The following is a 24394-nucleotide window of genomic DNA, read 5'->3' as shown; positions in this document are numbered from 1 at the left end:
GACACAAATTAGTGTCTTTTTTAATAAAATGAAATTAAACATATATAATTTAATATAAATTACTAACTAATAAAATAATAAATTAAATACTATTGATAAAAAATAAAGGAGTAAAATGTTAGAAATCAAAAATCTGTCCAAAATTTTTTATGATAAAAAATTATTCGACAATGTTAATTTAAAATTCACTGAAGGAAACACTTACGGAATTATAGGAGCAAATGGAGCTGGAAAATCTACCTTTTTAAAAATAATTTCAGGGCAAATTGAAGCTTCTTCAGGTGAAATTATCAAAGATAAAAACCAAAGAATTTCAGTTTTGAGTCAAGATCACAATATGTATAATGATTTTAATGTGACTGATGTGGTTATTATGGGAAATGAAGAATTATTTAAAATTCAACAAGAAAAAAATGCAATTTATGAAAATCCAGAAGCTACAGAAGAAGACTATACAAAAGCAGGGGAATTAGAAGAAAAATTCGGTCTAATGGGCGGTTGAAACGCTGAAAATGATGCACAAATTTTATTATCTGGGTTAGATATTCCTAAAGAAAAATGGAATGTAAAAATGAGCGATTTAAAAGCTTCACAAAAGGTAAAAGTTCTTTTAGCAAAGGCTTTATTTGGAAATCCAGATATTTTGATTATGGACGAACCTACTAACCATTTAGATCTAAAAGCAATCAAATGATTAGAAAACTTTTTAGTTGATTATCAAAATATTGTTATTGTTGTTTCACACGATAGTGACTTTTTAGATCAAGTATGTACTAACATTGTAGATATTGATTTTGGTGAAGCTAAAATGTTTACAGGTAATTATAGTTTCTGAAAAGAATCTTCAACATTAATAAGAGAAATGCAAAAAAATTCTAATGCTAAAAAAGAAGAACAAATTGCTAAATTACAGGCTTTTATTGCTAAATTCTCTGCAAATGCTTCAAAATCATCTCAAGCAACATCAAGAAAAAAATCACTTGAAAAAATTACTCTTGAAGAAATTAAACCTTCTTCAAGAAAATATCCTTTTATTAGATTTGATATTTTTAAACAACCAGGAAAGCAAATTTTAAGAGTAGAAGACTTATCTTATGTTAATCCAGAGACAGGAGAAACTTTGTTTGAAAGTTTATCATTTGATATTTTACCTGGCGAAAAAATGGTTTTACTTGGTGAAGACGACATTGCTAAAACCAAACTACTTGAAATTCTGCTTGGACTTGAAAAACCAACTTCTGGTCAAGTTATTTGAGGATCCACAATAACTCCAGAATATTTCCCATCAGATAACTCTAAATATTTTGATAAAGATGAAAACTTAATGGAATGATTAAGCAAATGACCAATTGAAAATACAGAAGAATCTAATAAAGATAACTCAGATCAAAGAATGAGAAGTTTTTTAGGTAGAATGCTTTTTAGTGGTGATTCTGTTTTTAAAAATGTTAAGGTAACATCCGGTGGAGAAAAAGCAAGATTAATGTTTTCTAGAATGATGCTAAAAGAATCTAATTTTCTTGTATTTGACCAACCTTTAGATCACTTAGATGCAGAATCAATTGATTCAGTAATTGAAGGACTTGCTGATTATAAATCATCTATGATTTTTACAACTTATAATCGTGCTTTAGTTAAACAAGTTTCTAATGTAATTTTAGAAATCAAACCAGATTCCTCTTTTATTTTTAGAGGGACATTAGATGAATATGAGAAAAAAATGGGATACTAATGTTTGATAATATTGCCGCGATTTCATCTGGAGGTTTGGTTAACCAAGCAATTTCCATAATTAGGATCACTGGTCCAGACGCTTTTTTGATTGTTAAAAAAATTTTCACAGGAAAAGTTGGTAAAGATAAAGAAATTACTTATGGTTGAATCAAAAATAAAGATGAACTTATTGATGAAGTTTTAGTAATGTGATTTGAAGGCAAAAATAATTTTATAGGGGAAAATACCGTAGAAATAAATGCACACGGTGGTATAGTTAATACTAATTTAATTCTAGAATTAGTACTAGCTAATGGAGCTAGAATGGCTGAACCAGGAGAATTTTCTAGAAGAGCCTTTTTAAATGGAAAAATGGATTTAATCAAAGCAGAAGCTATCAATGATTTAATCCATGCTAAAACCAAGTTACAAACAAAAGCATCTATTGAAAAATTTGATGGAAAAACAAGTAATTATATTAAAAATTTAATTAGTGAATTGTTAGAAATAATAGCAATTATAGAAGTTAATATCGATTATCCTGAATATGATGATGTAGAAATTTTAACTAATCAAACCCTTTTACCAAAATTAGAAATATTAAAAGAAAAACTCAAAACCACTATAGACCTTTCGGAAAGATCTAGAGTTATTTATGATGGTGTAAAAATCGCTATTGTAGGTAAACCAAATGCTGGAAAATCTTCTTTATTAAATGCTTTTTTAAATGAAGAAAAGGCAATAGTAACAGACGAAGCAGGAACCACAAGAGATGTTATTGAATCTGAGTTTGTTTTACAAGGGATACCTTTTATAATAAAAGACACTGCTGGTATTAGAAACTCAACAAATAAAGTTGAAAAAATAGGTATAGAACGTTCTTTTAAACAAATAGAAGAATCTGATATTGTCATCCACTTGCTTGATGCTTCGGTAGAAACCGACCAATTTGATCAACAAATTGTTGATTTTTCTAAAAATAAACAATATATCCCTGTTTATAATAAAAAAGATTTATTGGATTCTAAAAAATTAGATAATACCAAAATTTATATAAGTGCTAAAAATAAAGAAATAGAAAATCTCGAAAACGAGATTATAAAAAATTATCAAAATATTGATATTAATAATGAAAAGGTTATTACAAATATAAGACAACTTTCTTTAATTAAGTCTTCTTTTCTTTCAATAGAAAACGCCATTTTTTCTTTAAAAAATGGTTTTGAACCAGATGTAGTTATAGTTGATTTAAGAAAGTCTTGAGAAGACTTGGTAAATATTAAAGGTAAAGCTGATAATGAAACTTTATTAGATTCAATGTTTAAAAACTTTTGTCTTGGAAAATAATTATATTTTGAATAAATCATACCAGTATTTTTACTGGTTTTTTTCATTTCAAAAACTATTTAAACAATATCACTATTTTGCATATTTCAAAGAAAAAAAACCGAAAATGCAAAAAACATGAACTTTTTTAAAATTTTTAAATTTGTTGTATAAAAAAAAAAAAGAATAAATAAGAATAAAATTATATTGAAAGGAGCAAAAATGTTTACACCAAATACGGTTATAGAGAAAAAAATGATTTTAAAAAAAGAAAAAAAAGAGGGAAAATATGGAAAAAGTATTTTATAGATTTGCTTATGCAATAATAAGAAATTCTATTTTGTTATTTGTTTATAATATATTATTAGTAATTTATTTATCTTTGTTATCATATTTTACAATAATTAGAGATCTATTCTTTTGACAAAGTAAATGAACTTTATTTTTTGCTTTTATTTGACCAGTTTTCATAATTGTGCCTTTATATATTTGAAATTTGTATAACTTATTGAAAATTTTTAAAATCACTAAAAACAAAGAAAATTTAGAAGAATGAGAAATAACAAAAATTAATAAATATTTTAAAGTTTTATTTTTAATAGGATTTTGAGGAAAAAAATCAGAAAATAAATTAGAAACAAAATCAATTAAACAAAAAGAAAAATTGAAAAAAATAGCTTGTACACATCCTTTATTAGGTTTATATCTTCAACTAAATTTAGTTTTATTTACTAAAGAGGTGAAAAATGATAAATTTAAAAAACAAAATTAGACTTTCTTTTTATTTAAAGACTTACTCTAATATTGTATTTTTTCTTTGAATAAGTCAAATAATAATAGTATCAACTACTTTTTCTTTAGATTACAAAGAAATTGCATTACTTTGATTTGGATGATCAACTTTATTAGTTAATGGTATTTTATATCTTTATATTCTGTTTGTATATATGAAATTAATAAAAATAAGAATTAAATTAGAAGAGAATCCAGATATAGAGATAAAATTTAAATCCTTTTTTATTTTCTTTATAAAAGAAAAAACAATAATGAAATTTATTTCTGATTCTAAATATCAACAAAAATTAAATTTTGCTTTAAAAATGTATAACAAGATAAACAGGGACATAAATTTGGGACACCAAATTTATGTTTTTATTTAAGGAGAAAAATGTCAAAACAATTAAAACCAGAAGAATGAAAATATTGAATTAAAAAATATTTAGCTAATTGTGAGAAAATGAGAAATTTAGATTTATTTTGAACCGAATATTTTCATTTTAGAAAAACAGAACCAACTAATTTTAAAAAAATGTTTTTTAAAGAAAAAGTTAAACTTTATAATTTAGGTATGAATTTAGAATCTCAAACAGGAAAATCACCTAAGAAAAATAAAGGCGTTGGAAGAAAAAGAAAAATCTTAACACCAGAAGAAGAGAAAAAAATTTGGGATAGTATCCCAAGAGAAATTTTAATTAAATCCATAAAAATTTATCAAGATGTTTTACCTAAAGAAGTTTTTGATGAGATTTTTAATCGTGTTGTAAAAGAACATGAAGAAGAGCAAAAAAAAAAAAAAAAGAAGCAAGAAATTTTAGAAAATTTCTCTTCACTATGAAAATTTCTAAATCAACTTTTTACAGAAACAAGAATAAAAATGTTGAAGCAAAAGAATTGAATCAAGAAGAAAAATTGATTTATGAAGGTTTTACTGAAAATAACTGTTTGTATGGAAGAAAAAGACTTGAAGTTTTTATCGAAAAAAAAACATAAAATAAAGATAAATTACAGGAAAATAGGTAGAATTATGAATAAATTAAATTTATTTTGCATAGTTAGAAAAAAATCCAAAAGAAGAGAAGATAAAAATACTTAAGTAAAATTTGAAAACATAATTAATAGAGATTTTCAAGGAAAAAACAACAATATTTTTGCAACAGATGTTTCTTATATAATCTCTCCTAAAGATGTATTTGATTCTAATCATGTATATTTTTCAGCAACAATTCATCACAAAACTAAAAAGATTGTTTCTTGAAATTTATCAAGAAATAATGATTTAAATTTGGTTATAGAACATAATAAAGATTTAAGTTTTAATGAAAAATGAATTATGCATACTGATCATGGAAGCGTTTATTCTTCTAATAAATTTGTAGAAATTATTGAAAAAAATAATGGAATAATTTCAATGTCAAGAGTTGGTAATTCATTAGATAATAGAGAAATTGAATATTTCTTTTCTAATATAAAGAGCGAATGTTTATCACACATTAAAATTAAAAATTTAACTTTTAATAATTTAAAAGAAATGATTAATAATTATATAAATTGATATAATGAAGAAAGACCACAATCAATTTTAAATTGAAAAACCCCAAATGAAATTTGAAATTCTTGAATTTCAAAGTAAAAAAATTTTACCAGTGATATCACTGGTAAAATGTGTCCCAATAAATTGTCCCACTTTAAGAGATTATTATTAAGTGTTTTTTTGCCTATTCCTTATTACTAAATTTTAAAGTTAAAAATTAAAAAAGAAGAAAAAAATAAATAGATAACTTTATTAAAGTAAAAATAAATTTATTTTAAATTATTAACAATATAAATTGTATACTTAAAAAGATTTTAACCCTATATATAATAAAACAACCGAAACACATCTAAAAAGATTTTAAAAGATATGTTTCGGTTTTTATTAACGAAAAATAAGAATTTATAAACATTTTTATAATTAAAAATTTATAATTTTCTCATTTTATCTATTTTTTGTTCATAAAAATTCAAATTCTATGTATTATATTTGATATAATTAAATATATATAAGTATTTAAAAAGGAAAAAGTATGAAGAAAAAAAGAAAATCTTTAAATTTGTTATGAACAATTCCAACTGTTACATTTTTCTCTTCTCTTGCTGTATCTTGTAAATATGGAGAAGAATCAACAGAAAAAACTAAAATAGATAATCCTAAAACTTCAACAGAAAAAGAAAAAAGAAAAGAAACAACTGATGTTCCAACTGTTCCGGTTGTTGAAAAAGAAACAGAAAAACCCGTAGAAAAAGGTAAAGTAGAAAATCCAAAACCAAAAGATAAAAAAGAAGAAAAAGACAAAATTACAACCAATCCAGATGATCAAAAAACTAAAACAGATTCTGAAATTCAAAATTCAGAAAACCCAGGTAAAGACAAAACTCCTGTAGATAATCAAAATGAAGAAGAAGTCATTGACAAAACTCCAGTTTGAGATGAAGAAACTCCTGATTTAACAGGAAATAGAGTAAATAAATATAGTATTGAAGAATACTTAAATTCTCCTGAAAGAGCAAAATTATCTAAAATAAAAACTTTAAGAGGTTGATCAAATGAAAAGTTTTTAAAAGATATTAAAAAATCAGGTGCTCTTGATAATTTAACTTACAAAGATGAAAGTGATTCAGTTCAATTTATTGCTCCATTTGATAATAGTAAACCTAAATCAAATACAATTTATCAATTAACTGTTTATTCATTTGCTGATGGAAATAATGATGGTATTGGTGATTTTATAGGTTTAAAAGATAACATCGATTATTTTGTTAATTTAGGAATTGATACATTATATCTTTCTCCAATTCATCCTGCAAGCTCATATCATGGATATGATGTGATCGATTATACAAAAGTAGCTCCTGAACTTGGAGGTTTAAAAGCTTTTGAAGAATTTTTAAAAGTAGCTCATTCTAAAGGAATTAGGGTAGTAATTGATATGGTTCTTAACCATACATCTTATGAACACCCATGATTCCAAAGAGCATTAGCTGGAGATGAAAAATATCAACAATACTATTATTTCTACAATCCTGAAAATAATCCTTTAGCAAATGAAGGGCAAGATAATATAAGACAATATTTTAAAAATGTTTATGATAAAGAGCATACAGAAAATAATCCTAAAGCTTCAAATAAAAAATGAGTATCTCAATTTTGATCAGGAATGCCAGATTTAAATCTTACAAATGAAAACGTCTTAAAAGAAATAGATTATATTCACAAATTTTGAGCAGCAAAAGGAGTAGATGGATTTAGATATGATGCTTTTGAGCATTATTTTAATTCAAACAATCCTAAAAAACCAAGAGCACATAATAGTGATATGGTAAGACAATTATTTGAAAGATGAAGAGGCGTAGTACAAGACGAATATAAGAAAGCAAATGATTCAGGAGTTTCCAGATCTAGCGATAAAACCTTTTTATTTGGTGAATGATGAAAAGATCCAGCAGAACCAGAAATCAAAGGATATTGAGGTGGTTGAGAAGGAACTAAACCAGGATTAAGTTCCGTTATAGATGGAAGCAAATGAAAAAATCAACTCAATGTCTCATTAAATCCAAATGATGAAAAAAATGTAATCAGAAGTTTAACAGACTCACAAAATCAAAAACATGAATGATTACCATTTTTAGATAATCATGATGTGGAAAGATGAATTACAACTTTCAAAGAACAAAATCATAGAACAGTTACAATTTCACCACATAGATTAGATGATGATGAAAGATCTGCTTATGAATATGCTCTTACTTCGTTACTTTCTCGTGGTGGACATCCAATCTTATATGATGGAAACGAACTTTTAATGCAAGGTGGTAAAAAAGGTGGTCAAACCGATACACACATTAGAGAAGCATTTAACTGAAAAGATCTTAAAAAACGTGTATTTTTCCAAGATGAAAGGGATAAAGATAATTTTATCACAACTTTATCTTCTCCAGGAGAAGGAAAAGTAGAAGATATAGTAGCTAATCAAAATTCTGCTTATAATCTAGTTACTAAAATGAATAAAGCAAGACAAAGATTTGCATCAATGAGAGAAATGGATGAAAAATATGTAGGTGATCCAAATGAAATTCTTTGAATTTGACACGATAATGCACTTAGATATGATGAAATGACTGTAAGAAAAAATGAAGATGGCACATACTTATTAGCAATTTATTCTTGAGGTAATAGACCACAAGCAAATACTTCTTTAAAAAATGAATTTGAAATAGCAGAAACATTAATCTCTAAAAATATAACAACAAGAGTACAAGATGGAACAACCTTTATTGAAGGTACAGGAAACGGTAAAATTGGATTATTCTTAGTTAGAAGAAAACCTTAATATAATAAAAGAATTCCAGGAAACTGGAATTTTTATTTAAAAAAAGTAAAAAATCAAATTATAAAGAAATTTTTGAATAAATATGAATTTTTTACCTTGAAAAAATAAAAAAATATGAATGAGTTATATAATTAAAATAAGGAGGTGTTTATGAAATTATTTAAAATAAAAAGAAAAATTTTATATTCTATAGTTGTCACAACTATTCCTGCTTTTTCTATTATTTCTTGTTCTAACCAAAATTCAGTTGGAGAACAAAAAGAAGATAAAATTAATGATTTTTATTATTGAAATTTAAAACAAATAGAAGATTTAAAAGATAAGGATAATATTGATTTTATAGACTTAAGCAGAGAGCAATCTAATAATCTTTTTCAAAATCAAACATCAAAAGTTATATTTTTTAATGAAAAAGAAGAAAAAGAGTTGGATTTAAACAGATTTTGATCTTATCGAACAAAATACGAAGAAACTCAATTTGATTCTAAAGTGCTTAACATTACAGAAAATAAAGCAAATTATAGGTTTTTAAGTTCAGAAGAAAGTATTGATTCACAAATTAAAAATTATGACTTTGCTTTAGAAATCAAACTTCTTAATAAAAAGAATTTAGAAAAAACTTCTTTTTGGCGGTCTAAAAAAGAAGAAAAAGAAAATTTTCTTTTAGTAAATTTATATAGAAAAGTACAATCTAAAATAGATTATAGTTTAAACTACAGATTGAATAATGAAAAAGATAAAGTTGACACAGCAAAAGAAAAACCAATTGTTGATTTTTATAAATATTACGATTTAGTTGCTTCTAATGTTAAATTTAATTCTTTTGATTTTGATAAAACTCAAAAGAAAACGAAAATTTCAATTAATTTTGATAAAGGACAAAATTTAAAATATAGAAACTTTAATTTATTAGATCAAAATGATTATTTTAGTATAAAAACCATTTTAATTGATATGCCTAATAAAAATTGAAGTAAAACAAGTCAGCAAAAAATTAAATCTTTTGAACCGTATCATTTAGTTAAAGATTATATTTTAGAAAAAACAATTTTTAATCGTTTAATTCAATATTCTTTTATTGTGCCAACTAATTTAACTGAAAAAGAATTTAACTCATTAAAAGACATAAACTTGATTTTTAATGATAATGCAGGAGTATATTAAAATGAAAAATAAAAAGATTTTATTAAGTACTATTTTAATTTCAACATTACCGTTAACTGTTTTTTCTTGTTCAAAGGAAGTTCCAAAAGAACAAAAAGCAGAAACAGAAGAAAAACAAAAAAATGAATTTTATAATTTAAATTTAGAAAATATAGCTGATTTAAAAAATAATTGAAAAATTGATTTTATTCAATTAAACAATGAACAAAATAGAGAAATTTTTGCAAATAATGAATCTAAAATAATCTTTTTTGAAAAACCTTATCAAGAAGTAACAGAATTATCTAAAACTCAAAATTCAGAAGAAAAAATAAATGTTACATCTAACAAAAGAGATTATACATTTATTAATAAAAATCAAAACATAGGTAGTGAAATTAAAACTACTGATTTGGGCTTAGAAATTAAACTTCTTAATAAAGATTATTTAAAAAACAAAATTAATTTGAAATTTAAAGAAAATCAAAATTTATTATTAGTAAATTTTTATAGTACTGCAATATCAAGACTTATTGATGGGCATCCTAAAGATCTACACGATCCTTTTAACAAAAACATTACAACAGATATTGTAAAACCAATAGTTGATTTTTCAGAATATCAAAAGTTGGTTTCTTCAAAAATTAAATTTAACTCATTAAATTTTGATAAAAATCAAAATAAAATAAATTTAACTATTGATATAGATGAAAATCAAACAGAAAATGAAAAAATGATTAATTTATTAAATCAAAATTATTTTTTCAATATAAAAACAATATCAGCAATAAAAAAAGAAAAAAAAGATTTTTATATCAATGCAGAAGAACCAGTATATGAACCCTATGGAGTTTCTAAAAAGTATATTTTAAATAATTGAATTTTAGTTCGTTTACTTCAATATTCATTTATTATTCCTGTAAATATTTCAGAAAAAGAATATAATTCCATCAATGATATTAATTTAACACTTAATGATAATGCAGGAGTTTTTAAACATTTAGTACAAGAATCAAAGATTTTAGAAAATTAATAAAGATATTAAAAATTTAGAATTTAAAGAACATTTACAACTTTTTTACCTTCATATTGATATTCATAAATATATAAAATCCCGTTGATAAAAGTTAATTTTAAAGCATTTTTAATAGGAGAGAGTGAAGCTCTAAAAAGTTTCACTCTTTTATTTTGTTCGTTAATATAAAAAGCACCAGGATTATCGTTTAAAGCCTTTATTTTTCTATATGCTTGAATATAATCATCACTTAAAAAAATTTGAGCAAATTCTTTTTCTATTTTAGGCGAAAAAACTACAAGATTGTCATCTTGTTTTTCAGATTTAAGTTCATTTTTAGATAATTTATTTAATCACTGGACAATATTATTTTTTGCAAGTAAAGAAAGTTTATGAAATAAATCTTTTGATGTGTCTTCTTCTTTTATATCTAATTTTGCTTTTGCAAGCATATCTCCTGCATCCATTTCTTTTACCATATACATTAAAGTTACTCCTGTTTCTTTATCACCGTTTAATAAAGCGTGTTGAATAGGAGCAGCACCTCTATATTTAGGAAGTAAGGAACCATGTATATTAATAGCGGCTATTTTAGGTATGCTTAAAACTGAAGTAGGAATTCATTGTCCAAAAGCAGCAGTGACTAAAATATCAAAGTCTATTTTCTTTAATTCTTCCGTAATTTCTGAAATTTTTGTAGGTTGAAATAGCTTTATGTTATATTGGTTAGCTAAAATTTTTACAGGTGTAGGTAAAATTTTATAACCTCTATTTGATGGTTTGTCTGGTTGACTAATAATTGCAACCACTTCAAAATTATTAATAATTTCTTCAAAAATAGGAACTGCAAATTCTGGAGTTCCTGCTAATACAATTTTCATCTTTCTCCTTTAGTTTTCTTTACTTTAAATTATAAAATAAAGAAACAAAAATTTTAATTTAAAATGAATTAATTTATCTAAAAGTAATATAATTAAATTATAGGATAAAAAAAATGAGCGGAATAATTGTTATTATAATTTTAATATTAGGATTAGCTGGATTAGTTTGATTAATTAAACTAGCTAAATTTCTATTTTCTTTAGCAGTAGGTGCTGTGATTATAGGATTAATTTTACTTTTAATTTTTGGACATCATTTCCTGTTTTAGTTAAAGAAAAACTAACAAAACAAGTCTTTTTTACCAAAAGATTTGTTTTTTTTTTTTTTTTTTGTAAAATTGAATTATGCAGAAGAAAGAAAAATTAGAAGATTTATCAATTTTTTCTAATTTAATGGGTAAATTAAAAGAAAAATACAGAAATTTAATTAGTAAACTAATAGATAAATTTTGTATCTATTTATTAACATTGCCAAAAGCAAAATTTTTACAAAATATTTCAATATACAAAAATACAATACTTGCTATATCAGTTTTTAATAAAAAAATCTTAATAAAAAATTTTAAGGTAGATTTTGTCTTCTAAAAAAATAATAAATGTTCTCGAAACATTTGCAGGTATTGGTGCACAACATAAAGCTATAACAAAAATAAACAAAGAAAAAAAGATTTTTGAGATTGTTTCAACAGTGGAGTGAGATGCAAGAGCAAATATTGCTTATGGTTTAATTCATAATTCTTTAGATAAAAAATTAAAAAAAATTTTGAAAAACAATAATTTAACTTCAGAAGAAGAAATAAACAAATTTTTATTAAATTTTACAATTTCTTTAGATTCTAAAAAACCAGCAAAGATAATTTCTAAAGACTATGAATTTAAGCAACTGTTAGCTGCTTCGATTATTTTATCAAACAATAATGTTGATATAACTAAATTAGATCCAAAAATTATTCAAGAAAAAGATATAGAACTTATAACTTATTCTTTCCCTTGTCAAGGTTTATCAATAGCAAATATGGGAAGATCAAAAGGAATTAATGATGATAAATCAACTTCTAGTTTAATTTGAGAAATATACAGAATTTTAAAAGGAGCAAGTAAAAAACCAAAATACTTATTAATGGAAAATGTAACAAATCTATTAAGTAAAAAATTCAAACCTGAATATGAAAAATGGCTTTCTGTTTTAGAAGATTTTGGTTATAAAACTTTTACAACCACTATTAACAGCATAAATGCTGGTTCTATTCAAAAAAGAGAAAGAGTTTTTGCTTTAAGTGTTAAAAAAGAAATAAAAACACCATTTAATGATGATAAAAGTTTTAAAGAATTTGTAGATAATATTGCATTTAAAAATAAATTAAGCCTAAATCAAAGAAAAAAAGTTTTTGAAAAAATCTTTAATTTTGACTTAAATTACAGCGAAAACCTAGATGTTTTAATGAATAATACAAAATCTAGAATAAAAATGGTCAAAACACAAAAGATTATTAATAAAAGTGAAAATTATATTATTAATACCTTGACAACCGTTCAAGACAGAATACCTTGTGTTGGAATTATTGAACATAAAAACAATTTAGAGCATAAATTAGATTATCGTTATATAACACCAAGAGAAGCTTATAAATTAATGGGTTTTAGTGATCAAGATTTTAATAAATTAAAACCATACTATGAAAAAAATATTCTCACAAAAGAAAGTCTTTATAGGCAAGCAGGAAATTCTATTGTAGTAGAAGCAATAGAGAATTTATTTAAGGTAATAAAAATCATTGAAAAAGGACAAGATAATGAATAAAAACATAAAATGATGAAAAGACAGAATGAAAGAAAATAATTTTATTACTTGAACAATTGGAACTAATATTTATTCTTATTTAAGTTTCACAGTACTTCAGTGACTTAATGAAGTTGATGAAAATGAAGAAATCATTTTAACAATTGATAAAAAAGAAGTTTTAGCTGAATTTAAAAATAACACACAATTCCCCTTTTATAAAGACAAAAAGTCTAAATCAGACTCTACAATTAGACAAATTTTAGATGTTTTATCTTCTCTTGGGATTATAGAACCGATAGGAGATAATTACAAAATTAATAAAGAATTAATAGATGTAAGAAAGACTGAATCAAACAATTTCTATGCTCTTAAAAAATTTGTAAAATCTAATTTTGCTAATTATATAAAAAAATTTGTTATAGATAAATTAAGAGACATTAAGGAAGAAAAGGAAATTTCGAATTCTTCTATTGAAACAAAATTTTGATGAAATGTTTTAGTAGTTTCAGATGAAACATTATTTAACGATAGACTTAAAGGCATATTTAACACTTTAGTAAAAGTTGGTAATGAAAAACGATTTTATGAAGACTTTGTATTAGAATTTTTATATAAAGAAATCGATAATGATGATATGGAAAAAATAATTTCTGACATAAAAAACATAACGGGGATAGAAGATTATTTATCTATTTTATATGAAGTTATAGATAATTATGAAAAAAATATTGTAAGATATGAAGACAACTCTTTAGATGAAGCAATTAAAAAAATTTCTAATTATTCAACCAAAAGTGAATTTGAAGTCATTAAAACAAGTGTTAAAGATATTTTTACTTCGCAAGAATTAAAATATATTTTACCTTTATATCAAAGAACTTATTCTTGAGATTCTAATATTATAATTGGACTTTTTGAATCTATTTATAATGATTTTATTAATACTAAGCAAAGAAAAAATGATTTCAGTTTTCTAAATAATATAATTATTGTTCAAAATGCAACAACAAACTCTATTGTAGATGGTCAACAAAGAATGGTGTCTTTAATAATAATTATTATTTTATTATATAAATTTTCTAAAAATAAATTTTTTGAAAATGCTCAAGAAAAATTAATACACTTAATTCCTAAAATAAAAGAAATGATTACTGAGTTTGCAAAAGATGATAGTAATTATTTAAGTCTGCAAAATATTTTTAATTCTATAAAAAAAGATGCTCAATTACAAAAGGATAGATTTTACGAAAACTCTTTTGAAATAATAAACCTTATTGTTAAGAAATTTGATAAAAAAGACGAGGATTTTCTTTTAGATTTCATTGATTATATTTTAAATAAAACATTCTTAATTACTACATATATAAAAGTTATGGATGATGATTTTGTAACTAAAATTTTTCAAAATTTAAATCAATATAGCAAAAAATTAGGAGTGCTTGATTTACTAAGAAATAAAGTTTTTGATATATATCGTGATGAAAAAGAGAATAAGATAAAATTATATAATTTAACTGTTAATATTTATTTTAGACGAAAACAGAAAAACGTTTGAAATGAAGATCTCAAAAAAATTTCAAATTTTTTAGATGCAGTTTTTATAAAATATAGATTATTTGAAGAATTGGAAAGAACAAACAAAAAATTTTATGACGAAATAGCAAATTGTTATAATAAATTTGAAAATTTATTTGAATATTATAATAGTAATTTTGAATTTGAAGATAAATTGGAATTACTATGAAAAGATATAATTGAATTTGAATATTGTTCTACTGGACATTTTAATAAATTCTCTACTTTATTAAGTGATAGTGAAATTAAAGAAAATAATAAATATTTAAATAATTTTAATGCCATTTTAACAGAGTATGAGCAAAAAATTTATGACTACAAACAAGTTAATTTTCAAATTAATAATATTTCTAATTCTGGTTCTAAAACTATTTTTACTCAATTAATTTGATCATTAGCATATAACTTGCAATTATTTGAAAATGAAGAAAATACAGAAAAAATGGTTATTTTTAGTAAATATTTAGCTGAAATAGAAAAATTTTCAGCTTTATGAGAAATAAGATTTGCTGGACAATCGCTTTCTAGTTCCATAAAATTAATTTGTAAAAATGATTTATTAAATTCAGATTTTAATTTAATAAATGAATCAAAACTTTACGAACTTTTAGAAAGAATAATAGTTGATTTAACAAAATTATCACTTGTTGAAAAAATCAATGAATTATGAAAATATTTATATGAAAAACAAAATAGTAAAAGCGATAACAAACTATACAAAAACATTATTGCAAAAGTTATTTACAGCTTACAAAATTCAAAAACTCCAAAGAGTTTTACAGGTTTTAAATCACAAGAAGAAAAATATCAAAGTATCGATTTTATTCCTTATACATATGAACATAATTTTCCACAAAAATTAGATCAAAGTACATTGAAAAACTTACTTGAATTAGGAATAAACAGAGAACAAATAGAGAGAATAACTAATTTAATTGGTAATGGGTTTTTATTGTTAGGAAAAGATAACTCTAAATTTAGTAATAAAACAACGAAAAACTATAAAGAAAGCAACATTGAAAACAAAACTATTGAAGGTTTTCAAAATACAGATTTTTATCTACTTGATTTTGAACAAATGAAAACATCAAATTCTATAAAATGAACTAATAATAAAATTCAAATTTCAAAATTAGATAATTTAGACATTGATAAAATTTCAAGTAAAGATGAATTTTTAGAATTATTAAATCAAAGAGAAAAAAGAACAAAAGAAATCATTGAAGCTTACATTTCTATATTGTTTTATGAATAGAAATAGCGAATATTTGATTTAATCCTTTTAATATTTAATAAATACTAATAAAGTAACAAAAAAATATTAACTAAAAAACAAAAAAATTTTTGTAACAGTTGCTTTTAATAGAGAAATTCATAAATTCTTCTTAATTAAAAATAGTTTTTTAAACTTTTTAATAGTTTTATAATATAAATTGTTTATAATTTATAATAAATTAAAAGAAAAGGAGAAATATGAAAATAGCATTAACAGTAATTTTAGTAATAATTTCATTAGTTATAATGATAGTTTCTCTTTTAATGTCTCCTAACTCTAATGGTTTTTCAGGAGCACTTGTTGGTTCTTCAGATTTAGATTTATTTAAAGTTTCAAAAGAAAGAGGACTTAAAAAAGTACTAAAATGAACAATGTTTTCAATGGGTTTTGTTTTACTTTTAGTTTCTTTAGTCATTAGGTTGTTTTAAAAATGAAAACATTTAATTTAAAAGCAATACAATCATTAGTAACAAATAAATCTTTAACTTTTTTAGAATTAGTAAAAAAAATGCAAATAGATAGAAAATTAAATAAGGAATTTTCTATTTTTTTAAATAAATCAGTGCAAAATAATCATTTGTTTTGTAAGGATCAAAAATACTCTTATAAACATGAATTTAAAAAAATTGTAGGAGAATTTTCTTTAAATTCAAAAGGTTTTGGCTTTATAAAAGTTTCAGAAACCGAAGATTTCTTTGTTCCAAAAGTTTATACTTGCAACTCTTTGGACAAGGATTTGGTTGAAGCAACATGTTTTGAAGAAAAAGATGGGGAAATATGATGTGCAATTAACAAAGTGGTTGAAAGATCAAAAAGTTTTCACTATGGTTACATTAAAAAAAATGGTTCCTTTTTTGATTTTATTTCTTTAGATCCACGTTTAAAAGCAAGATTTAGATGAAAAAATAAATACGCTTTTAGTGAAAATGATTTAGTAAAAGTAAAAATAGTAGATATACAAGGTAATAATTTAGTTATTGACTTGATTAAAAACTATGGTGATTTAAATAAACCTTTTCAAGATATTGAGTTAAGTATAGAAAAAAGCGAACTACCACATATTTTTCCTGAAGATGTTTTATTAGCTGCTAAACTTTTACCACAAACAATTGATAATGAAGATATAAGTGACAGAATTGATTTAAGAAAAGAAATAATAGTGACAATTGATGGTGATGATACTAAAGATTTTGATGATGCTATTAGTGTAAAAAAACTTGAAAATGGAAACTATATTTTAGGAGTTCATATAGCTGATGTAAGTTATTATGTTAAAGAAAATGAAACAATAGATTTAGAAGCAAGAAAAAGAGGAACATCTATTTATTTAGCAGACAGAGTTATTCCAATGTTGCCTTTTGAACTTTCTAACGGTATTTGTTCTTTAAATCCTAATGTTGATAGATTCACTATTACAATGGAATGTGAAATTGATTCCAAAGGAAATAATGTATGAATGAAATTTTATCCATCCATAATTAACTCTTACAAAAGACTAACATACAAAGAAGTTAATGATTTTTATAATAAAAACAAAGAATTTGATAAAAACATTTCTGAGTTATTAACTAATGCTAAAAATTTAACAGAAATTATTCGAAAATATAAGGTAAAACAAGGATTTATAGATTTTGAATTCGAAGAATCAAAAGTAGTTTTAGATAAAAATGGAAAAACTGTTGATATAGTAGTTAGAGAAAGAAATGAAAGTGAAAACATGATAGAAGATTTCATGGTAAGAGCTAACGAAAATGTTGCAGAATTTATGACTAAAAAGAATTTTCCTTTTATTTATAGAATCCATCCAGCACCAGATGTTGAAAAAATAAATGCTTTTAACCATGTTTTAAAACTATTAAATATAAATGTAACTATTCCTTTAACAGAAGAACCGAAGGAATTTGCCAAAGCAATGGAAAAAATTAAAAAAATTAATTTTGATAACTTTATAAAAATTAATTTATTAAGAACTATGCAAAAAGCAATTTATTCAGAAAAAAATGTTGGTCATTTCGGACTTGCTTCAGAATATTATACACACTTCACAAGTCCTATTCGTAGATACCCAGATTTGATAGTTCATAGATTACTTAGAGAACTAGTATTTTTAAAAAATACAGAAAAAATCGAAGCATACAAAAATGAATTACAAGAAATTTCTTTAAAAAATTCTTTAAGTGAACAAAGCGCTATTTCTTTAGAAAGAGAAGTTCTTGGAATAAAAATGGCAGAATTTTATGAAGACAAAATCAATAATAAAGAATTTAAAGCACAAATAGTTTCAGTTAAAAAATTTGGTTTTTTTGTTGAATTAGAAACTGGAGCAAGTGCATTAGTTCACGTTTCCGCTTTACCTGGGGAAGGATTTGAAGTTGATGAAAATGAGTTATTTTTATCTAATCAAAAAATAACATATAAAGTTGGTGATTTTGTAAATATAAAAATAGAATCTGTTTCTAAATTTGAAGGAAAAATAAACGCAATTTTAGCATAGTTTTATACTATGCTTTTATTTTGAAATTTTTGTAAAAAATCCTTTTATACCTATAAATCCTTTATAAAAGTATTTTTTTTAAAAAAAATATAACAGAGATTTAAAAAAATGTAAAATTTATGTTATGAAAAGTAAGGAATTTTGAAAAGTTTTTTTATTTATTATTAAATGTACTTTTATTGGTTTTGGTGGCGGAAATGCACTAATGCCAATAATAAAAAAATATGCAGTTGATCAATATGGATGAATAACTGAAAAAGAATTTAATGATGGAATTGTTGCTGTTAATTTAATTCCTGGGCCAGCGGTTATAGAAATGTTATCTTATATTTCCATAGTAAAACTAGGTAAAATAAAAGGAATGATAGTTACACTTTTAGCAATAATGCCACACGTTATTATGGCAATGCTTCTTTATTTTTTAACAACATTTTTACCTAATAAATACTTATATGTAATTAATGCAGCAGTTATTCCTGTATTAATTGGAACAATAATAGCATTTGCTTATAGATATTTAAAAACAAGTTTTAAAACATTAAGCTTACCAATTTGAATTCCACTTTTTATACTAACATTATCATTTTGTTTGTTTGCTCCAAGTCCTTTTAATATACCAGCAATTCCTTTAGTATTAGTTATTTTTATAGTATTTATAGTTGAATTTATTAGAGTTAAAAAGGGGAAAAAATAATGATTTTAGCTATTTTAGCTTGTTTTTTAGGAGTACTAATAATAGGTTTAATTGTTTTTGGTGGTGGTCAAGTTTTCATACCTATTTTTGAAAATTTTTGAAATTTTTTATCAAATACATTCAATCTAGAAATTACAAAAGATCAAATTGATACAGTTATAACCATTTCTAATTCTACTCCCGGTGTAGTTTCTACCAAATTTGCAGCATTTACTGGTATTTTAGTTTCAAACGGACAATGATGAGGATGAATAATAAGTTTTTTTACATATTTAATTTTTTGTCTTCCTTCTATATTTTTAATGATTTTATCTGTAAAATTAATAAAAAATACAGAAAAAAATAAATATTTATCTAAAGTTATAAAATATTTAAATCCAGTTTTAGCAGGAATTTTATTTGCTCTTGCTATTCAATTATTTATAAGCATTACATTTCCAAATATTTATTTTAATGATACTAATTTAAGATATTTTGGTGTAAAATCAACAGAAAAAAGTTCGTTTTTTAGTGGATGAAGGTTTATAGCATTAATAATTTATTCTATATTTTTTATAATTATTTCTATAGTGTGAAATATAAAGAAAAAACCCGTATTTTTATTAATTTTAATTTCTATAATAACTGCATTTATTGTTTTTGAACCTTGATTGTAAAGGAGAAAAGTGTTAACAAAAGTAAAAAAAGTTACAACTAAACCTGGAGTTTATTTTTGAAAAAATGAAAAAAATGAAATCATATATATAGGTAAAGCTAAGAATTTGAGAAACAGAATGATGCAATACTTTAAAGGTAGCATCAATTCTCGTTATACTTATAAAATGGTAGAAGAAATCAGGGATTTTGAAATCATTGAAACTAATAGCGAAAAAGATTCTTTAATTTTAGAAACCAGATTAATTAATGAAAAAAAACCAAAATATAATATTCTTTTAAAAAATAATAAAAAATATCCTTATTTAGTAGTTAAAAAAGATAAAAAAATCTCTATTTTAAGAGAAAATAACTTTAAAGAAGGAAAGAATTTATATCACTTTGGACCACTTCCACCTAGTTACGGTTTTAGAGAAATTCAAAATCTAATTGAAAAAATGTTTTTATATAAAGATGGACTTAAAATAAAAGAAGATCAATGAAATGAAGAATCTCTAAACTCTACTTTTTTTCAAATAAAAAAGTTATTATCAAACAAAATGTCCTTTTTTATAAAGGAATTAAAAGAGAAATATGAAATTTATAAGTTTGATGATGTAAAGTTAGAATTAGCTTTAGAAATTAAAAAATTTATAGATAAATTAGAGAAAAATCTTAATGAGAAACAGACTATAGAATTAAATATCGAATACGATGTTGATATTTTTGATATTCAAGAAACTGAAAAATTCTTTTTTACTACAATTTTTATTTATCGTGCAGGATCTTTGTTAAGCATTATAGATGATAAATTTGACAAAAATACAGATAAAAACCTTTTTATAGCAAATTTTATTAATGAGTATTATAAAGAAAATATAATTCCTAAAAAAATAGTTTTAGGTGCTAATTTTTCAAATATAGATTTTAATTTAATTAATTTGGATAAAAAAATCCAAATAGCAAAAAAAGGACAATTTAAATTAGCTTGTGAAAATGCAGAATCTCACAATAAAAATAGAATATCTAAAATCGATGAAATTAAAAATCAAAATCAAGATTTTATTATTTTAGAATTAAAAGAGAAATTACAATTACAAAAATTAGAAAATTTTATTATTATTGATAATTCTTTTGAATTAGATAAAGTTCCAGTCACTTCTATTCTTTATTATAATAAGACTGAAAACATTGAAGATCTAAACTTTTTCTATGTTCATAAAAATAGTAAATCAAACTCTGATGTCGATTTTATGAAACAAGGTTTTCAAAAATATTTAGAAAAATTTTCTCATTTAGAACTAGATTTAATTTTAGTTGATGGTTTCCAAAATCAAATTTCAGCAATAGATAAAATTCTATTTAAAAACTCTTTATCTATACAAGTTTTTGGTCTTAAAAAAGATGAACATCATAGAACAAAATACTTAGTAGATTATAAAGATAATCAAATAAATGTAAGTGAACACTTATTTCTTTTTCTTTCTAAAATACAGGAAAAAGTAGACAAAACTGCAAAAAATTACAGAAACGCAATAAAGTTAAAAAAATTCAATTAAAGCTATTTATAGATAAAAATGTATAAGATTTTTATACATTTTCTTTATTTTTTTAATTTTATTTTTTTCTTATGGTATTATTTTTGCAACTCAAGGAGGTAATATGAAAAAGAAAACAAAAATCATATTAGGAGCTTCTGCAGGGTTGACATTATCTGTAGCAGTTATAACAATACCGAGCGTTTTATATGTTCAACAAAACTTAAATAAATCTGATAATAGTAATAACTCACAAAAAACTAAGATTACTAATAATGATCAAAAAGATTTATTAAAAGACAATATTAATTATTTAGCTATTGGAGATTCCATTAGTGCCGGTTTCAATAGTGAATACGGTTTTGAAATTGCAGGAGATTTAAAAAATAATCAAATTGAAGGATTAAGTTTTCCTGCTTTTTTAGCAAATTATATAAACAAATTAAAACCAAATGCAATACACCAGTTTAATAACTATGCTTTATCAGGTACAAGAATAGTAGATTGATTATATTTACTAGATGCACCTAATGCAAACTATAATCTTAAAGCAGAAAAAGGTTATTTTCAATTTCTTTTATCTTGAGATGATGACTCTCTAAATCCATTTAGACATAGAATAAAAGAGGCTTTTGGTGATTTTCAAAAAGAAAATTTAGAAAATTTAAAAAATAAAATAAAGGAATCTAATCTTATAACAATAAGTTTAGGGGCTAATGATTTATTTGGTTCTTTAAATTTTAATAACTTAGAAAAGTTATTTAATAAAGAAACTCAAAAAGAAGCAATTTTTAATTTAAAACAAGATTTAGAAAGAATTTCTAAAGAAAATTATGTAAATTTAAATAAATTAGTCTCTAAAATAAAGGAAATAAACAGTAAAACAGAAATTGTACTTGTTGGTTATCCAATGCCTTTATTGAGACTATTAAATATAATTGATCATTTTTTTAGTTCAATAGCACAGGAAAAAGTTAATTTAAGTAACCAAATTTTAGATTCCATTAATGCAGTCTCTAAAAAAGTAGCAATTGAAACTAAAATTAATTATATTGAAACTTTTGATGAAGATGATTGAAAATCTAATAATGATAAATGAGCAAAATCTATTTTTGATATTCATCCAACAGAATTAGGATATAAAAAAATGGCTCAAGATATTATTTTAAAATTATCTCTAAATGACATAGATAAAAACTATAGTTTAGTTAAGAATTGAGATGAAAACTATATAGATAAAGATAAAAATGCTTTTCATAAAATTTTTGATTTTTCAAAAAATAACGAAGAGATAGTTAAAATAATTTCAAATTCCAAACTATTTAATGATGAGATTTTAGAAAAATCAAATTATCAAACAGAATTAAATAAAGAAAAAAGCAAACTCTTTTCAATGAAAAGAATAGTCTTAAATTGAATTAATGCAAATCACCATTTAACTAATCAAATAATAAATTCGTTTATTTCTAAAATAAAGGAAAAATACGGAATAAATGATGAAATTGTAGAACTTTTTAATGAAAAAACAGAAGAAAATAAAACATTTATATTTAAATTAATGGAAGAGTTTTTAAGAACCGATTTTATAGATGTTGTAATTTTAAAACTACAAAAATATTTTGATGAAAATGATTTAGATTTAAATGGCATAGAAGGTACACAAATAATAACTTCTAAATTGTTATTAGAAGAATTAAAAACAATATTTAAAGATCAAAAATTTATTTTAAGAATTTTAAAACAATTTTTAAAATCTGATTTTGCTATAAAAAATAAGAATAAATTAACTGCATTAACTAATTTTGCAACAACCTTTATTTTAGAAAATCTGGACAAGTTAAACTTAGTAAATTTAAAAGAAAATAAAGCAACAATTTTAACTTTAACAAAGGAAAAATCCTTTATTAAAGTAATTTCAGATATATTAAATGATTTTATTATAAATGAAAATCATTATGATTCAATTAATGATTTTAATTCTTTATTTGTAGTTTATTTAGAAAACCATAAAGAAGAATTCAAAACCAATTTAATAAATTTTATTAAATCCTTAAAAAACAATGAAACCATTTTAAATGTTATATCTAATACTATAGAACAAAAACTAAATTTAGAAAATCCTCAAGAAAACAAGGAAAATATTTTACCTTTTATAACTGATTTAATAGGTTCTGTCGATAAAATTGATTTAGTTTTACAAAATATTGATAAATTAATAGATTCTTTTGTTAAAGGAGAGTTGAGTTTTAATAACTTTTCTTTTGAAAAAGTAATTAGTATTTTGGATTTCAATTCACTAACTGGTGATTTAACTAAATTAGCAGATTTTTTTAAATTAATAGAAACTGGCGATATTTCAATAGAAAATTTTGTTAACTTTTTCAATGTAATAATAGAAAATTCTCCATTTAGCAACACCGAAAACTTAACAAAAGAAAAGAATCTATTCTTTTATTATTTAAATAATATAAATAATGATCCTGACACAAAAAAAAGAACAAGTTTAAGTATAAGTGATATTACTAAATTAAGCGGTGATTCTTTAGTTTCAAAAATTACTTTAATTTCAACAAAAGCATTTGAAAAATATAAAGAGTTTAAAAAGACTCATCCAAATGTTAATGAATTGGACAATCCATATAGAAAATTTCTATATAGATTTTCAGGATTAATTTTATGATATGCATATGAAACTTATGCAAGAGAAAGTTCTGTCCGCGGTATTATTTACTATTCTTTTTCACCATTCAATATAGAAAAAAGCATATATAATTCCTTAGCAGGAAAATCAAAAGAGCAACAATCATTAATAACTTCAATATTTGGCAATAGATATTCATCATTTTTTGGTGATTCAGCAAAATCAATTCATAACAACGATTTAATGAAAATGATTTATTATAATACTGAAGCTAACAAGCACAATATTAAATGAAGAGAAAATCTATTTAAATTTATTAAACAAGGAAAACCAGATTTAAACAAATAGTTTGCTTATACAAGTAAAAAAAATAAAAAAATTATTGACTATTTTTAAAATTGTGGTAATATATATACAAGCGACCATAGCAAAGGGGATCACCTGATACCATTCCGAACTCAGTAGTTAAGACCTTTTACGCCGAAGATACCAGAGATGGGAAAATAGGGAGTTGCTGCTTTTTTTTTGCTTTTTT

At 23.0% G+C, this 24394-nt stretch carries 20 protein-coding genes and 1 rRNA gene; 20 read left to right on the top strand and 1 reads right to left on the bottom strand.

Going from position 1 to position 24394, the window contains the following annotated elements:
• Positions 1-115: 115 nt before the first annotated feature.
• The 9 genes from ACR34G_RS04000 (at position 116) to ACR34G_RS03960 (ending at position 10362) form a co-directional block, all read left to right on the top strand.
• The gene (locus ACR34G_RS04000) at positions 116-1732 is read left to right on the top strand and encodes an ABC-F family ATP-binding cassette domain-containing protein (RefSeq protein WP_436358688.1); all 1617 of its coding nucleotides are present in this window, start codon (positions 116-118) and stop codon (positions 1730-1732) included.
• Entirely contained in the window at positions 1732-3060 is a 1329-nt protein-coding gene (mnmE, locus tag ACR34G_RS03995) for a tRNA uridine-5-carboxymethylaminomethyl(34) synthesis GTPase MnmE (protein WP_436358687.1), read from the top strand. Before ACR34G_RS04000 ends, mnmE begins: the two co-directional genes overlap by 1 nt.
• A gap of 268 nt (positions 3061-3328) precedes the next feature.
• Positions 3329-3811 (top strand): hypothetical protein, encoded by a 483-nt coding sequence (locus tag ACR34G_RS03990; protein ID WP_436358686.1) that lies wholly within the window; start codon positions 3329-3331, stop codon positions 3809-3811.
• Complete coding sequence (locus ACR34G_RS03985) at positions 3786-4199, top strand: hypothetical protein (RefSeq protein WP_436358685.1); 414 nt, start codon at positions 3786-3788, stop codon at positions 4197-4199. The genes ACR34G_RS03990 and ACR34G_RS03985 overlap by 26 nt, the downstream gene beginning before the upstream one ends.
• 8 nt (positions 4200-4207) lie before the next feature.
• Entirely contained in the window at positions 4208-4912 is a 705-nt protein-coding gene (locus tag ACR34G_RS03980) for a hypothetical protein (RefSeq protein WP_436358684.1), read from the top strand.
• A gap of 189 nt (positions 4913-5101) precedes the next feature.
• Entirely contained in the window at positions 5102-5449 is a 348-nt protein-coding gene (locus ACR34G_RS03975) for a transposase (protein WP_436358344.1), read from the top strand.
• Positions 5450-5882: 433 nt separating this feature from the next.
• The gene (locus ACR34G_RS03970) at positions 5883-8186 is read left to right on the top strand and encodes an alpha-amylase family glycosyl hydrolase (protein ID WP_436358683.1); all 2304 of its coding nucleotides are present in this window, start codon (positions 5883-5885) and stop codon (positions 8184-8186) included.
• Positions 8187-8336: 150 nt separating this feature from the next.
• Positions 8337-9350, top strand: coding sequence for a hypothetical protein (locus ACR34G_RS03965; protein ID WP_436358682.1), 1014 nt, complete (start codon positions 8337-8339; stop codon positions 9348-9350).
• Between the two features lies 1 nt (position 9351).
• Positions 9352-10362, top strand: a complete 1011-nt coding sequence (locus ACR34G_RS03960; RefSeq protein WP_436358681.1) for a hypothetical protein — start codon at positions 9352-9354, stop codon at positions 10360-10362.
• Positions 10363-10385: 23 nt separating this feature from the next.
• On the opposite strand, the gene fmt is transcribed toward ACR34G_RS03960, so the two are convergent.
• Complete coding sequence (gene fmt / locus ACR34G_RS03955; RefSeq protein ID WP_436358680.1) at positions 10386-11225, bottom strand: methionyl-tRNA formyltransferase; 840 nt, start codon at positions 11223-11225, stop codon at positions 10386-10388.
• A 113-nt stretch (positions 11226-11338) separates the two neighbouring features.
• Between fmt and ACR34G_RS03950 the strand changes: the two genes are divergently transcribed.
• From ACR34G_RS03950 to rrf, 11 genes are all read left to right on the top strand, one after another.
• The gene (locus tag ACR34G_RS03950) at positions 11339-11494 is read left to right on the top strand and encodes a hypothetical protein (RefSeq protein ID WP_436358679.1); all 156 of its coding nucleotides are present in this window, start codon (positions 11339-11341) and stop codon (positions 11492-11494) included.
• A 76-nt stretch (positions 11495-11570) separates the two neighbouring features.
• On the top strand, positions 11571-11810 hold the full coding sequence (locus tag ACR34G_RS03945; RefSeq protein ID WP_436358678.1) for a hypothetical protein: 240 nt from the start codon (positions 11571-11573) through the stop codon (positions 11808-11810).
• Positions 11800-13026 carry a DNA (cytosine-5-)-methyltransferase gene (gene dcm / locus ACR34G_RS03940; RefSeq protein WP_436358677.1) on the top strand — a complete coding sequence of 409 codons (1227 nt, stop codon included), beginning with the start codon at positions 11800-11802 and terminating at the stop codon, positions 13024-13026. The genes ACR34G_RS03945 and dcm overlap by 11 nt, the downstream gene beginning before the upstream one ends.
• Entirely contained in the window at positions 13019-15838 is a 2820-nt protein-coding gene (locus ACR34G_RS03935) for a DUF262 domain-containing protein (RefSeq protein WP_436358676.1), read from the top strand. The genes dcm and ACR34G_RS03935 overlap by 8 nt, the downstream gene beginning before the upstream one ends.
• A 218-nt stretch (positions 15839-16056) precedes the next feature.
• Complete coding sequence (secG, locus tag ACR34G_RS03930) at positions 16057-16287, top strand: preprotein translocase subunit SecG (protein WP_436358675.1); 231 nt, start codon at positions 16057-16059, stop codon at positions 16285-16287.
• A gap of 2 nt (positions 16288-16289) precedes the next feature.
• Positions 16290-18353 carry a ribonuclease R gene (gene rnr / locus ACR34G_RS03925; RefSeq protein WP_436358674.1) on the top strand — a complete coding sequence of 688 codons (2064 nt, stop codon included), beginning with the start codon at positions 16290-16292 and terminating at the stop codon, positions 18351-18353.
• Positions 18354-18477: 124 nt separating this feature from the next.
• Positions 18478-19047, top strand: coding sequence for a chromate transporter (locus ACR34G_RS03920; RefSeq protein WP_436358673.1), 570 nt, complete (start codon positions 18478-18480; stop codon positions 19045-19047).
• Positions 19047-19703: a chromate transporter gene (locus ACR34G_RS03915; RefSeq protein WP_436358672.1), complete on the top strand. Its 657-nt coding sequence runs from the start codon at positions 19047-19049 to the stop codon at positions 19701-19703. Before ACR34G_RS03920 ends, ACR34G_RS03915 begins: the two co-directional genes overlap by 1 nt.
• A gap of 9 nt (positions 19704-19712) precedes the next feature.
• The gene (locus ACR34G_RS03910; RefSeq protein WP_436358671.1) at positions 19713-21239 is read left to right on the top strand and encodes a GIY-YIG nuclease family protein; all 1527 of its coding nucleotides are present in this window, start codon (positions 19713-19715) and stop codon (positions 21237-21239) included.
• Positions 21240-21342: 103 nt separating this feature from the next.
• Positions 21343-24207, top strand: coding sequence for an SGNH/GDSL hydrolase family protein (locus ACR34G_RS03905; RefSeq protein ID WP_436358670.1), 2865 nt, complete (start codon positions 21343-21345; stop codon positions 24205-24207).
• A gap of 66 nt (positions 24208-24273) precedes the next feature.
• A 5S ribosomal RNA gene (gene rrf / locus ACR34G_RS03900) occupies positions 24274-24379 on the top strand.
• The last annotated feature ends 15 nt before the right edge of the window (positions 24380-24394 follow it).

The organism is Mycoplasma sp. 480 (assembly GCF_051353065.1).
Taxonomy (GTDB): Bacteria; Bacillota_I; Bacilli_A; order Mycoplasmatales; family Metamycoplasmataceae; genus Mesomycoplasma_A.
The sequence above is the reverse complement of the archived record's forward strand: the minus strand, read 5'-3'. Positions and strand labels throughout refer to the sequence as shown.